Source organism: Cellulomonas sp. P4_A2 (genome assembly GCF_056402515.1).
The window spans coordinates 76,383-89,000 of the sequence record NZ_JBFUHG010000005.1 but is presented as its reverse complement, the minus strand read 5'-3'; the positions used below and the strand labels follow the sequence as shown (position 1 = coordinate 89,000).

Sequence of the window (12,618 nt, the reverse complement as noted above, 5' to 3'; positions counted from 1 at the left end):
CATGCCCACCTTGACCCACATCGGCGGACCGACCCTGCTCATCGAGATCGAGGGCTGGCGGCTGCTCACCGACCCGACGTTCGAGGCACCCGGTCGCACCTACTCCTTCGGCTGGGGTGCGCGCTCGCGCAAGGTCGCAGGCCCCGCCCTGCAGCCGTCGGACCTCGGCACGGTCGACGCGGTCCTGCTCTCCCACGACCACCACGCCGACAACCTGGACGACGCCGGCCGCGCGTTCCTGCCGTCCGCGGGCCGCGTGCTCACCACGGTCTCGGGCGCGCGCCGCCTCGGTGCCGGCGCGGTCGGGCTCACGGCCGGGGACACCCACGTCCTGGAGGCACCCGGGCGCCCGACGCTCACCATCACGGCCACCCCGGCGCGGCACGGCCCGCGGTTCAGCCACCCGATCGTCGGGGACGCCGTCGGCTTCGCCATCCGGGTGGAGGGTTCCGACGACGTCGCCGTGTGGGTCTCGGGCGACACCGTGATGTTCGACGCCCTGCGCGAGGCGATCGACCGGATGGACGTCGACATCGCCGTGCTGCACCTGGGCGCCGTGAAGTTCGGGATCACGGGTCCCGTGCGCTTCACGTTCAACACGACCGAGGCCGTCGAGGTGGTGGACCTGCTCAAGCCCCGCGTCGTCGTCCCGGTGCACTACGAGGGCTGGTCCCACTTCCGCGAGAACCGCGACGTGTTCGAGCCCGCCCTGGCCGACACGGGCGCGGACGTCCGCTGGCTCACGCCGGGCACCGCGACGCCCGTCGACTGACCACGCGGCGGCGACATGTCGCAGCGTCCCCTCGTCGGCAGTCCCGACCGCGCGCACCCAGCCGCACCTGTGACAGGTGTGCACCACAGTGACGCGTCCGGCGCCTCATCCGTGCAGTCCCGTCCCAGGTGCGGCTAGGTAGGCACGGGCCGGGTCGCGTGCACAGCAGGCGGAGTCGCGACGAGGACCGCGCGTGCGAGGATCGGGCGTGCCCGCCAGCCTCGCCGAACGCATCCCCGCCGACCCGACCGACCCCGACGCTCTGTACGAGGCGTTCACCGGCTGGGCCGAGGACCAGGGGCTCGCGCTCTACCCGCACCAGGACGAGGCGCTGCTCGAGCTGGTCACCGGTGCGCACGTGATCCTGTCGACGCCGACGGGGTCCGGGAAGTCGCTCGTCGCGGTCGCCGCCCACTTCGTCGCGCTGGCGCAGGGCCGCCGCACCTACTACACCGCGCCGCTCAAGGCCCTGGTCAGCGAGAAGTTCTTCGCGCTCGTCGAGGCGTTCGGGTCGGCGAACGTCGGCATGATGACGGGCGACTCGGCGGTGAACCCGACGGCGCCGATCATCTGCTGCACGGCGGAGATCCTGGCCAACGTCGCCCTGCGCGACGGCGACGACGCCGACGTCGGCCAGGTGATCATGGACGAGTTCCACTTCTACTCCGACCCGCAGCGTGGCTGGGCGTGGCAGGTGCCGCTGCTGGAGCTCAGCAAGGTCCAGTTCGTGCTCATGTCCGCGACGCTCGGCGACGTGGGGTTCTTCGCGGAGGACCTGACCCGGCGGACGCACCAGCCCGTGGCCGTCATCGCGAACGCCGAGCGCCCGGTGCCGCTGACGTTCACCTACGCGATCGAGCCGCTGCACGAGCTCCTCGACGAGCTGGTCAAGACCCGGCGCGCCCCCGTCTACGTCGTGCACTTCACGCAGAAGGAGGCCGTCGAGCGCGCGCAGTCCCTGCTCTCGACCCCCCTGGCCAGCCGCGAGCAGCGCGACCGCATCGGCGACGAGATCGCGGGCTTCCGGTTCGGTCCGGGCTTCGGGAAGACGCTGAACCGGCTGCTGCGGCACGGGGTCGGCGTGCACCACGCGGGGATGCTGCCCAAGTACCGGCGAGTCGTGGAGCGCCTGACGCAGAAGGGTCTTCTGCCGGTGGTCTGCGGCACGGACACGCTCGGCGTCGGCATCAACGTGCCCATCCGCACGGTCCTGCTGACCAGCCTGGTGAAGTACGACGGCGTCCGGATGCGGCACCTGTCCGCGCGCGAGTTCCACCAGATCGCCGGGCGTGCGGGCCGGGCCGGCTTCGACACCGTCGGCGAGGTCATCATCCTGGCGCCGGAGCACGTGATCGAGAACCGCAAGCTGCTCGAGCGCGCCGGCGACGACCCGAAGAAGCTCAAGAAGATCGTCCGCAAGAAGGCGCCCGAGGGGCACGTCAACTGGACGGACAAGACGTTCGAGCGCCTGCGCGATGCCCCGCCCGAGCCCCTGACCAGCAGCTTCGCGGTGTCGCACGCGATGGTGCTGAACGTCCTGGCGCGTCAGGCACGCGGCGTCGACTCCGTGGCCGCCATGACCAGGCTGCTCACCGACAACCACGAGCCGCCGGGGGCTCAGGGCCGGCACGTCCGCCGTGCCATCGCGGTCTATCGGTCGCTCAAGGCCGCCGGGGTGATCGAGCGCCCGTGGATCGACGACGGCAACGGGCACCGGCACCGGGGCCTGAACCTCACGACCGACCTGCCGCCCAACTTCGCGCTCAACCAGGCGCTGTCGCCGTTCGCGTATGCGGCCCTGGACCTGCTCGACCAGGAGGACCCGGCCTACGCGCACGACGTGGTCTCGGTGCTCGAGTCGACGCTCGACGACCCGCGCCAGGTGCTCTCCGCGCAGGAGAACAAGGCGCGCGGCGAGGCGGTCGCGGCCATGAAGGCCGACGGCATCGAGTACGACGAGCGCATGGCGCTGCTGGAGAACGTCTCCTACCCCAAGCCGCTCGCCGAGCTGCTCGAGGCCATGTTCGTCACCTACCGGCAGACCAACCCCTGGGTCGCCGACCTCGCCCTGTCCCCCAAGTCCGTGGTCCGCGACATGCACGAGCGGGCCATGAGCTTCGCCGAGTACGTCGCCTACTACCAGCTGGACCGCACCGAGGGCGTGCTGCTGCGGTACCTCGCCGACGCCTACCGCGCCCTGCGTCAGACCGTGCCGGAGGACGCACGCACGGAGGAGCTGTGGGAGCTCATCGAGTGGCTGGGCGACCTGGTCCGCCGCACCGACTCCAGCCTTCTCGACGAGTGGGAGCGCCTCTCCAACCCGCTCGACGAGCACGGTGCGGATGCCCCGGGCGGTGTGGACGAGGACGTGCCGGAGCCGATCACCGCCAATCCCCGGGTGTTCCGCGCCCTCGTCCGCGGGGCGATGTTCCGCCGCGTCGAGCTGGCCGCCCGCGAGTACTACGGCGGGCTCGCGCAGCTCGGGGACCTGGACGCCGACGGGGAGCCGTGGACGGTCGACCGGTGGCGCGACGCCCTGGACCCGTTCTACGACGACCACGACGAGATCCTCACGGGCTCGCCCGCGCGCGGTCCGGCGCTCTTCCAGGTCACGCCCGGACGCGGCACGTGGACCGTCCGGCAGCTCCTCGACGACCCCGAGGGCGACCACGACTGGCGCATCGACGCGGTGGTGGACCTGGTGGGTTCCGACGAGACGAGCGAGGTCCAGCTGCGGATCACGGCCGTCGGACCGTTGTGACAGGCTGGCCCTCGTGGCCAAGCACGCACCGACCGGCACCCCCGCGCTCGTCGCCCTGAGCGCCGCCGGGGTCGAGCACACCGCGCACGCGTACGAGCACGACCCGGCCTCCGACCTCGGCTACGGCCTCGAGGCGGCCGCGGCGATCGGCGTCCCGCCCGAGCAGGTGTTCAAGACGCTCATGACGACCGTGGACGGCACGCTCACGGTCGCCGTCGTCCCGGTGACCGGCCAGCTCGACCTCAAGGCCCTCGCGCACGCCGTGGACGGCAAGAAGGCCGCGATGGCGGACAAGCACGCCGCCGAGCGGGCCACCGGCTACGTCGTCGGCGGCATCTCCCCGCTCGGGCAGCGCGCGGCCCACCCCACGGTGATCGACGAGACCGCGTGGCTCTTCGACACGGTGTTCGTCTCCGGGGGCCGACGAGGTCTCGACGTCGAGCTGTCGCCCGACGACCTGGTCCGGCTCACCGCCGCGACCGTCGCGGACATCGCGCGCGACTGATGGCCACCTGGGAGGACGTCGCCGCGGTGGCTCTCGCGCTGCCCGAGACGACCCAGGACGAGCTCGTCTGGTCGGTGCGGGGCAAGGTCGTGGTCAAGGAGCGACGGCTGCGACCGGCGGACCTCAAGGCGCTGGGCGACGCGGTGCCCGAGGGGCCGGTCCTCATGGTGCACACCGGCGACCTCGTCACCAAGGACGAGATGCTCGCGCGGCGGCCCGACGCCTACTTCGTCACGCCGCACTTCCACGGCTACCCCGCGGTCCTCGTCCGGCTCGACGACATCGACGTCGAGGAGCTGTCGGACGCGATCGTGGAGGCGTGGCTGAGGACGGCGCCGAAGACGCTTGCCGACCAGTGGCTCGCCGAGCATCCGCACGGCCTCTAGTGCCCGTAGGCGGCCATCACGCGGTCCGACGGGACGATCTGCTTGCCCAGCGGCACCAGGGAGATCGGCACCATCTTCCAGTTGGCCAGCGCCAGCGGGATCCCGATGATCGTGATCGCCTCAAGGATGCCCGTGACGATGTGCATGAGCGCCAGCCACCAGCCGGCGACGATGATCCAGATGACGTTGCCGATCACCGACCACGCGCCCGCGGTCGGCTTGTCGACGACGGTCCGCCCAAACGGCCACAGCGCGTAGCTCGCCATCCGGAACGACGCGATGCCGAACGGGATCGTGATGATGAGGATGCAGCAGATGATCCCCGCGAGCACATAGCCCAGCGCCAGCCAGAAGCCGGCGAGCACGAGCCAGATGAGGTTGAGCAGCGTCTTCACTGGTCCAGGGTGCACCACGGCGGCCGGATAGTCTGCCTCCCATGACCGTCGACCCCGCCGCGGTGGCCGACCGGCTCGCCGCGCTGCGGGCCCGGATCGCCGCCGCCGAGATCGCGGCCGGTCGTCCCCCGGGGTCCGTGCGGCTGCTGCTGGCGACCAAGACCCAGGACGCGTCGATGATCCGGGCCGCGGTCGAGTCCGACACCGGGAGCCCGCACCCGCTGCTCGTCGGCGAGAACCGGGTGCAGGAGCTCGTCGCCAAGGGCCCCCTGCTCGCGGACCTGGGCGTGACGACGCACCTCATCGGCCCGCTGCAGTCCAACAAGGTCAACGCGGCGCTGCGCTGGGCGTCGTGCATCGAGTCGGTCGCGTCACTCGACCTGGCTGAGCGCCTCGCGGAGCGTGCGCCGCAGCTCGAGGTGTATGTCCAGGTCAACGTCTCGGGCGAGCCGACGAAGCACGGTGCGGCACCGTCGGAGGCGGCCGGCCTGGCGCGCGCGATCGGTGCGCTGGACGGCCTGCGCCTCACCGGCTTCATGACGGTCGGCGCCAACTCGCCCGACGCCTCCGTGGTGCGCGCGGGCTACGCACTGCTGCGCGGGCTGCGAGACGCGATCGTCGCGTCGGGTGCACCGGGCACGGCGGACGCGCACGAGCTGTCGATGGGGATGAGCGGCGACCTCGAGCTCGCCATCGCGGAGGGCGCGACGGTCGTGCGTGTCGGCAGCGCCCTGTTCGGGGCGCGTCCGGCCTAGGCGCCGCGGCGGGCCGTCGGTCGCGCTCCGCCGCGCAGCAGCACCACGCGCGTGGCGCTCGCCCGCGCACCGGACGCGCGCCGTCGGGCGCTCGCCAGCTCGCGCGCGTGCAGCAGGCTCATGCGGCGGATCTCGCGGTCGAGGCCGGTGTCGGTGGTCATCTCGTTCTCCTTCGTCGCAAGGAGGAGCCGCCAACCCGGACCCTGATACGTCAAGGTCCCTTGACACCTGCCTGCCATGTCAAGCACCCTTGTCACGTCAAGGTCGCTTGACACACCACGGACCCGGGGGCTGCTCGATGGACACCACGCTCGCCACGCTGCAGGGGCTCGACCTGCCGACGGTCAGCGCCGTCGTGCTCGTCGGCGCCGCCCTCGCACTGGTCGTGCTCGACCCGGTCGCAGGACGCCGCTCGTACCGTGCCTTCCTCACGCGCCTGGAGACCGATCCGACCGCCCGGGTCCGCTTCTACCGTCGCTGGACGCGGCAGGGCTGGCTCCTCGGCACCGCCGTCCTCGCGCTGGTGCTCGCACTCCCCGGGGTCGCACCCCGCGATCTCGGCCTGCGCCTGCCGGACCCGTCGGGGCTCCATGGGGCGCCGTCGGTCCTCGTCGGCGGGCTGATCGGTCTCGGCATCGTCGCCGTCGCCGGGTTCCTGCTGCGCCACCGCCTCCCCGCCGACCCGCGGCCGGCCCCGCACCCGATGCACCCGGTGACCGCCGCCGACCGCCGAGGCTGGGCCTGGCTGTCGCTCAGCGCCGGCGTGACGGAGGAGGTCACGTTCCGCGGTCTGGTGGTCCTGGCGCTCGCCACGGTGCTGCCGGGCACGGACCCGGCCGTGGTGGTCGTCGTCGGCGCGGCCGCGTTCGGCCTCGCGCACTGGTACCAGGGCGTCCTCGGGATGGTGAGCACGGGCATCCTCGGCGCCGTCCTGGTCGGCCTCTACCTCGGCACCGGCTCCCTGCTGATCCCGATGGTCGTGCACGTGCTGATCGACCTGGCCGTCCTGGCCCGCCTCGCACCCGTCACAGAGCCGGCGCCCGCATGAGGAACGAGATCCGCCGGCTGCGCGAGGAGTCGGGCCTGTCCCAGGCGGCGCTCGCCGAGGCGCTCGCGGTGTCCCGGCAGACCGTGAACTCCCTCGAGACCGGCCGCTACGACCCGTCCCTGCCGCTCGCCTTCGCCATAGCCCGCCACTTCGACCTCACGATCGAGGAGATCTTCCATGTCGACGACTGACCAGCGCCGCAGCCCCCTGCGGGCAGCTATCCCCCTCCTGGCGGCCGGGGTCGCCGTCGTGGCGATCTCGGCGTACTTCCTGGCGATCGGGGAGCCGGACACCGCGGCCGGCGCCGTGGTCGGCGGACTGCCCTTCCTCGTGCTGGCGGGCGTCGCGCTCTGGCGCACGTGGCGCCGGCCCGGGTCGAGCGGCACCGCGGGCCGCACCCTGTCGGGCCAGCCCGACGAGCGCGACCGGGCGATCGTGACCGGCGCGTTCGCGTGGACCGGCATCGCGGCCGTCCTCGCGATCGGCGTCGCGACGGTCGCCGTGACGTTCGGCGCAGACCCCCTGCTGGTGCTCCAGCTCATCATGCTCGTGGTCTACGTCGTGCTCGTCGGCGCGTTCGTGGTGCTCAGCCGCCGCACGTGACGCGAAGATGGGATACGTGGCCGACGACAAGAGGTTCCCGCGCTGGGTGTACGGGGTCGGCACCGAGCCCGACGCCCGGTTCTCCCTGGCCAACGAGCGCACGTTCCTGGCCTGGATCCGCACCTCGCTGGCACTCCTCGCCGGTGGGGTCGCGCTCGAGGCGCTCGAGCTGCCCATCGAGGAGCACCTGCGGTTCTCGGCGGCCCTCGTCCTGGTCGTCGTCGGGCTCGTCGCGCCCGTGACCGCCTGGATCGGCTGGGCGCAGGCCGAGCGCGCCGTCCGGCTCGGCACCCGCCTGCCGTCCCCGTCGGCGTTCGGGCTGCTCGTCGTCGGCGTGTTCGTGGCCGGCCTGCTCGTGCTCGTCGGCCTGGTCGCGGCGTGACCGACCCGGCCCCGACGACCCTCGCCGCCGAGCGCACGCACCTGGCCTGGCGGCGCACGGCGCTGGGCCTCACCGCCGGCGGGGTCGCCGCCGCGCACTTCCTGCAGGCGTTCGCCGGCGGCGCCGCGTGGAGCATCGCCGCGGCCGGTGCCATCGTGGCCACCGCCCTCGCGGTCAGCTCGAGACGGCGCAACCGCTCCGGGAGCCAGATCGACGGACGCCTCGTCGCCGTCTGCTCCTGCGGGCTGCTGCTGCTCGGGGTCGGCGCCCTCGCCTTCGTCCTGCTCCAGGGCCCCTAGGGGACTCGAGCCGTCCAGACCGGGTCGCCGAACTTGGTCTCCACCAGCTCGCCCGCCCGCGCCAGCTCCTCGGGCCGCAGCGCGCCGTCGACCGTCGGGTACTGCCGCCGGAAGTGGGCGACGAACGCGTCGATGACCGCCTCGCGGGGCAGCTGCGTCTGGGAGCGCACCGGGTCGACGCGCTTGGCGGCGCTGGCCGTGCCCTTGTCCGACAGCTTCTCGCGCCCGATCCGCAGCACCTGCAGCATCTTGTCCGCGTCGATGTCGTAGGACATGGTCACGTGGTGCAGCACGGCCCCGCCGACCACGCGCTTCTGCGCCGAGCCGGCGAGCTTCCCGGCGGGCGACGAGATGTCGTTGAGCCCGGTCAGCGTGGCATGCACCCCGACGTCCGCGAGCGCGCCGAGCACCCACTGGTTGAGGAACGCGTAGGACTCCTCGAACGTCATGCCGTCGACCAGCGAGGAGGGCACCACCAGCGAGAACGTGATGCAGTTGCCCGCCTCCATGAACATCGCGCCGCCGCCGGAGATCCGTCGCACGACCGTGATGCCGTAGTGCTCCGCGGCCGCCAGGTCGACCTCGTTGCGCAGCGACTGGAACGACCCGATGATCACCGCCGGCTCGACCCACTCCCAGAACCGCAGCGTGGGCCCGCGACGGCCGGACGCGAGCTCCTCGGTGAGCACCTGGTCGAGGGCAGCGTGCAACGCGGGCGGGAGCGGTCCGGGATGGATCAGCTCGAAGGTGTGGTCGGCCCACGTCGTCGAGTAGCCGAGCGCCCGACGGACCGCGGACGCCACGGCACGGGCGTCGAAGCCGACCATCGTCACCGGGAGCACGTACCGCTCGAGCGCGTCCGTCACGGCACCGGCGAGCTGGGCGGAGCTCGCGTCCCGCGGGAGCCCATCGAGCGCCGCGGACAGGACGTCGAAGGCCTCGTCAGGCTCGAGGAAGAAGTCGCCGCTCACGCTCACGTCACGCAGGAGCCCGTCCACCACGTCGAGGTCGACCGCGACGAGCTTGCCGCCGGGGACCTTGTACTCACCGTGCACCCGACGAGCCTATGCACGTTCCCGCGTCATCCGAGCGCGCGGACCGCCAGCTGGGCGCGTCCCTGCACCATCGCGGACAGAGACTCGGGGTCACCCAGCGTCGCCAGAGCGGTCTCGGACGTGCCCCCCGACAGCGCCTGCGCCGTCCACGACACGATGGTGTTGCCGACGAGCATCTGCCCCTCGTACGCGGGGATGGTGGTCCCCCCGACGGTCCGGTCGACCTCCAGCACGATCGACGGGTACACGCCCTGGCCCTCGATGGCCGGCTGGGCGGTCCAGCTCGTCCCCTCGACGCCGGTGTCCACCTCGCGGTAGGTCGGGCACGCGTCGATCGTCGTGACGAGCTCGCGGAACGCCTCCCGTGCCGCCGCAGGGTCGGTCAGGACGGTCACCTCCTGTTGGAAGTCCATCGCCTCGTTGCCCCAGCTGCGGACGTCGTAGAACGCGGGCGGCGCGGCGACGACGGTCACCGCCAGCACGCAGGAGTCGGGCTCGACCACGGTCCCGACGGGCAGACCCCAGCCCTTCTGCCCGGAGGTGATCCGCTCCTCGACGCCCGGGTCGGCGGCGGGCACGTCGGCCACGAGGTCCGCGGCCGTGACGAACAGGCCGAGGCTCGTCGTCGCGTCGAACACCGCGTCGGAGCCGGGCGGCGCGACGGAGATCGACGGGGACGGCGACGGCGAAGGGGCGGTCTGCGTGGGCGTGGGCACGTACGTCTGGGTCGGCGTCGGCTCGGTCTCGACCGACCACGGCTCGGCGACGAGCAGGATCAGGACCGCGAGCGCGCCGAGGGCCGCCAGGAGCCACCACCAACCGCGCGCTGTCGGGGTCCGGGGGGCGGTCTCCACGCCCTCGGGACCGTCGGGATCGGAGGCGGGCGGGGCGGAGCCGGACACGACCGCTCCCCCTCTCGCCGCATCGGCCGCCACGCGCGTCCGTCAGATCCCGAGGTTAGCCGCGCCGGTGACCGGCGCAGGGATGAAAAGCTCAGCGCGGCGCGATGCCGTGGTGGTAGAGCCCCCAGATGGCGGAGTCCGTGAGCGCCTCCCACGAGGCCTCCAGCAGGTTCGGGCCGACGCCGACCGTGCTCCAGGAGTCCTGGCCGTCGCTCATCTCGATGAGCACGCGCGTGACCGCGTCGGTGCCGTACATCGAGTCGAGGATGCGCACCTTGAAGTCGATGAGCTCGAACTCCTCGAGCTCCGGGTACACCTTGAGCAGCGCCTGGCGCAGCGCGTGGTCGAGCGCGTTGACGGGGCCGACGCCCTCGCCGGTGCTCACGATGCGCTCGCCGCCGGCGTGCAGCTTGACGGTCGCCTCGGCGGTCGCCGGGGTCCCCCGCGGTCCGCGCCGCTCGACGATCGCGCGCCACGACTCGACGGTGAAGTACTGGGCCCGCTGCCCGTTGAGCTCCTCGAGGAGCAGCAGCTCGAACGAGGCGTCCGCCGCCTCGTAGGTGTACCCGTTGGCCTCGGCGTCCTTGACGCGGTCGGTCACCCGGCCGAGCACGTCGGGGCGGTCCGCGAGGTCGAAGCCGAGCTCGCGGCCCTTCAGCTCGATCGACGCACGGCCGGCCATGTCCGAGATGAGCATGCGCATGTCGTTGCCCACGTTGGCGGGGTCGGTGTGCTGGTACAGGTCCGGGTCCACGCGGATCGCCGAGGCGTGCAGCCCGGCCTTGTGCGCGAACGCGCTGGCACCCACGTACGGCGAGCGCGCGAACGGCGAGATGTTGGTGATGTCGCTGATCGCGTGCGCGATGCGCGTCAGGTCCCGCAGGCCGCCGGGGCGCCCCTCGGTCGTCTTCAGCACCTGCAGGTCGTACTTGAGCTCGAGGTTGGCGACGACGGCCAGCAGGTCGGCGTTTCCGGTGCGCTCCCCGTACCCGTTCACGGTCCCCTGTACGTGCGAGCAGCCGGCCTCGACCGCCGCCAGGGTGTTGGCGACGGCGCAGCCGGAGTCGTTGTGCGCGTGCATCCCGAGGATCGCGTCGGGCCCTACGGCACCGCGGATCTCGTGCACGATCTCGGCGACCCACGCCGGCACCATGCCCCCGTTGGTGTCGCAGAGCGCGACGACCTCGGCACCCGCCTCGAACCCGGCCAGCACGGCCGCGCGCGAGTACGCCGGGTCGAACCGGTAGCCGTCGAAGAAGTGCTCCGCGTCGACGACGACCCGGCGCCCCTCCCGCACGAGGAACGCGACCGTGTCCGCGATCATCGCGATGTTCTCCTCGCCCGTCGTGCGCAGGGCGCGCTCGGCGTGCCGCAGGTCGTGCTTCGCGACGATCGCCACGACCGGCGCCTCGGAGTCGACGAGCGCCCTCACCTGGGCGTCGTCGACCGCACGCGTCCCGGCCTTGCGGGTGCTGCCGAACGCCGCGAGCTCGGCGTTGCGGAAGTCCAGCTCCTTGGCCGCGCGCTTGAAGAACTCCGTGTCCTTCGGCACCGCGCCCGGCCAGCCGCCCTCGATGAACCCGACCCCCAGCTCGTCGAGCAACGGCGCGATCAGCAGCTTGTCGGCGACCGAGAGGTTCATGCCCTCCTGCTGGGCGCCGTCGCGCAGGGTCGTGTCGTAGACCTGGAACGAGTTCAGTGCGGGGACGGACACGATGTGCTCTCTCTGTCGTGCTGGGATCTTCTTCGTCGTGCTGCGACTTCGGTTCGTGCTCAGTACGGCCGGCGGGGGTGTGCCGGTGCAGTCGACGGTAGCCGGGGCGGAGGTGGTGCCTCGACCAACAAAAAGACCCCCCGGGGTACGGGAGGTCTGCGCGTCAGCGGGTGGGCCGACGCGCTACTCGATAATGAGGGTGCTGCTGTTCACCCTCGCATCGTGGCACACGTCACGTCCCGCGGTCACGCGTTCCACCCCTTGGACATCGCGTCCATCCCCGTCGCGTGCCAGAACGCACGGTTTGTCCCCTCCTCGCTAGCGTGGGTCCTGTGCGGCTGCCCGGCCACACGTGGGAAGAGCACCCAGGAGACCGCATGTCGATCCCCAACCCGCCGCCCGAGCGACAGTCGGCCTACGAGCAGCCGCCGCACGGCCAGCACGCCGCGTCCGCCCCACCGCCTGCGCCGGCCCCGCCGACGACCGCGTTCCCTCCGGTCGCCGCTCCGGTGGCCGCAGAGCCCGTGGTCGCCCAACCCGTGGCCGTGCCACCGTCCGTCGCGCCGGCCGTCGCCGCGGTCCCCGTGGCTGCCGCCGCGCCGCGCTCCACCTCTCCGTCCGTGGACAACGGCCGGTACTGGGCAGGCGTCGCCGCGACCGCGCTCGTCGCCGCCCTCGTGGGGCTGGTCGGCGTGCTGATCATCGACCAGATCCTCAAGATCGACCTCGTCGTCAAGGACCTGTTCGGCACGGACTCGGTCAGCGCGGCCTACGTGGTGGGCGGCGTCCTGTCGGCGATCGTCGCCGGCGCCCTGCTGCAGCTCCTCGTGATGACCACGCCACGCCCCCGCGCCTTCTTCGGCTGGATCATGTTCCTGGCCCTCGTCGTCGCGGCGCTCATCCCCCTGACCTGGACCGACTCCACGAAGTCGGCGCTCACGTCGGGAGCGCTCAACCTCGTCGTCGGCATCGCGATCTGGTCGCTGCTGTCCGGCGTGCTGTCCCGGACGCTGAGGCCCGGCACCGTCGTCGAGTAGTCGC

General features: G+C 72.3%; 16 protein-coding genes. 11 read left to right on the top strand and 5 right to left on the bottom strand.

The annotated features are described in order from the left end of the window. The first annotated feature begins 1 nt into the window (after window position 1). From AC1DUE_RS06670 to AC1DUE_RS06655, 4 genes are all read left to right on the top strand, one after another. On the top strand, window positions 2-772 hold the full coding sequence (locus AC1DUE_RS06670; protein WP_477038619.1) for an MBL fold metallo-hydrolase: 771 nt from the start codon (window positions 2-4) through the stop codon (window positions 770-772). A 208-nt stretch (window positions 773-980) separates the two neighbouring features. Then, complete coding sequence (locus tag AC1DUE_RS06665) at window positions 981-3,533, top strand: DEAD/DEAH box helicase (RefSeq protein WP_477038618.1); 2,553 nt, start codon at window positions 981-983, stop codon at window positions 3,531-3,533. A gap of 4 nt (window positions 3,534-3,537) precedes the next feature. Beyond that, window positions 3,538-4,038, top strand: a complete 501-nt coding sequence (gene ybaK, locus AC1DUE_RS06660; protein ID WP_477038828.1) for a Cys-tRNA(Pro) deacylase — start codon at window positions 3,538-3,540, stop codon at window positions 4,036-4,038. After that, window positions 4,038-4,424, top strand: a complete 387-nt coding sequence (locus AC1DUE_RS06655) for an MmcQ/YjbR family DNA-binding protein (RefSeq protein WP_477038617.1) — start codon at window positions 4,038-4,040, stop codon at window positions 4,422-4,424. The genes ybaK and AC1DUE_RS06655 overlap by 1 nt, the downstream gene beginning before the upstream one ends. Here the strand turns inward: AC1DUE_RS06655 and AC1DUE_RS06650 are convergent. Then, entirely contained in the window at window positions 4,421-4,819 is a 399-nt protein-coding gene (locus AC1DUE_RS06650) for a YccF domain-containing protein (RefSeq protein WP_477038616.1), read from the bottom strand. The two genes, AC1DUE_RS06655 and AC1DUE_RS06650, sit on opposite strands and share 4 nt — an antisense overlap. Window positions 4,820-4,860: 41 nt before the next feature. Here AC1DUE_RS06650 and AC1DUE_RS06645 point away from each other — a divergent pair, with 41 nt between their 5' ends. Beyond that, entirely contained in the window at window positions 4,861-5,574 is a 714-nt protein-coding gene (locus AC1DUE_RS06645; protein ID WP_477038615.1) for a YggS family pyridoxal phosphate-dependent enzyme, read from the top strand. Here AC1DUE_RS06645 and AC1DUE_RS06640 read toward each other — a convergent pair. Beyond that, on the bottom strand, window positions 5,571-5,735 hold the full coding sequence (locus AC1DUE_RS06640; RefSeq protein ID WP_477038614.1) for a hypothetical protein: 165 nt from the start codon (window positions 5,733-5,735) through the stop codon (window positions 5,571-5,573). The two genes, AC1DUE_RS06645 and AC1DUE_RS06640, sit on opposite strands and share 4 nt — an antisense overlap. Window positions 5,736-5,872: 137 nt before the next feature. On the opposite strand from AC1DUE_RS06640, the gene AC1DUE_RS06635 reads away from it, so the two are divergent. The 5 genes from AC1DUE_RS06635 to AC1DUE_RS06615 are packed head-to-tail and all read left to right on the top strand — an operon-like array spanning window position 5,873 to window position 7,906. Beyond that, window positions 5,873-6,622: a CPBP family intramembrane glutamic endopeptidase gene (locus tag AC1DUE_RS06635; RefSeq protein ID WP_477038613.1), complete on the top strand. Its 750-nt coding sequence runs from the start codon at window positions 5,873-5,875 to the stop codon at window positions 6,620-6,622. Beyond that, complete coding sequence (locus AC1DUE_RS06630) at window positions 6,619-6,813, top strand: helix-turn-helix transcriptional regulator (protein WP_477038612.1); 195 nt, start codon at window positions 6,619-6,621, stop codon at window positions 6,811-6,813. The genes AC1DUE_RS06635 and AC1DUE_RS06630 overlap by 4 nt, the downstream gene beginning before the upstream one ends. Then, window positions 6,800-7,225, top strand: a complete 426-nt coding sequence (locus AC1DUE_RS06625; RefSeq protein WP_477038611.1) for a hypothetical protein — start codon at window positions 6,800-6,802, stop codon at window positions 7,223-7,225. The genes AC1DUE_RS06630 and AC1DUE_RS06625 overlap by 14 nt, the downstream gene beginning before the upstream one ends. 7 nt (window positions 7,226-7,232) lie before the next feature. After that, window positions 7,233-7,607 carry a YidH family protein gene (locus AC1DUE_RS06620; RefSeq protein WP_477038610.1) on the top strand — a complete coding sequence of 125 codons (375 nt, stop codon included), beginning with the start codon at window positions 7,233-7,235 and terminating at the stop codon, window positions 7,605-7,607. Further along, window positions 7,604-7,906 carry a DUF202 domain-containing protein gene (locus AC1DUE_RS06615; protein WP_477038609.1) on the top strand — a complete coding sequence of 101 codons (303 nt, stop codon included), beginning with the start codon at window positions 7,604-7,606 and terminating at the stop codon, window positions 7,904-7,906. Before AC1DUE_RS06620 ends, AC1DUE_RS06615 begins: the two co-directional genes overlap by 4 nt. Here AC1DUE_RS06615 and AC1DUE_RS06610 read toward each other — a convergent pair. The 3 genes from AC1DUE_RS06610 to cimA form a co-directional block, all read right to left on the bottom strand. Beyond that, window positions 7,903-8,961: a lipoate--protein ligase family protein gene (locus AC1DUE_RS06610; RefSeq protein ID WP_477038608.1), complete on the bottom strand. Its 1,059-nt coding sequence runs from the start codon at window positions 8,959-8,961 to the stop codon at window positions 7,903-7,905. The two genes, AC1DUE_RS06615 and AC1DUE_RS06610, sit on opposite strands and share 4 nt — an antisense overlap. A gap of 26 nt (window positions 8,962-8,987) precedes the next feature. Next, window positions 8,988-9,863 (bottom strand): hypothetical protein, encoded by an 876-nt coding sequence (locus tag AC1DUE_RS06605; RefSeq protein ID WP_477038607.1) that lies wholly within the window; start codon window positions 9,861-9,863, stop codon window positions 8,988-8,990. 91 nt (window positions 9,864-9,954) lie between these two features. Continuing rightward, a complete protein-coding gene (gene cimA, locus AC1DUE_RS06600) occupies window positions 9,955-11,580 on the bottom strand; it encodes a citramalate synthase (RefSeq protein WP_477038827.1) in 1,626 nt (541 codons plus the stop codon). A gap of 374 nt (window positions 11,581-11,954) precedes the next feature. Between cimA and AC1DUE_RS06595 the strand changes: the two genes are divergently transcribed. Beyond that, window positions 11,955-12,614: a DUF6069 family protein gene (locus AC1DUE_RS06595; RefSeq protein ID WP_477038606.1), complete on the top strand. Its 660-nt coding sequence runs from the start codon at window positions 11,955-11,957 to the stop codon at window positions 12,612-12,614. The last annotated feature ends 4 nt before the right edge of the window (window positions 12,615-12,618 follow it).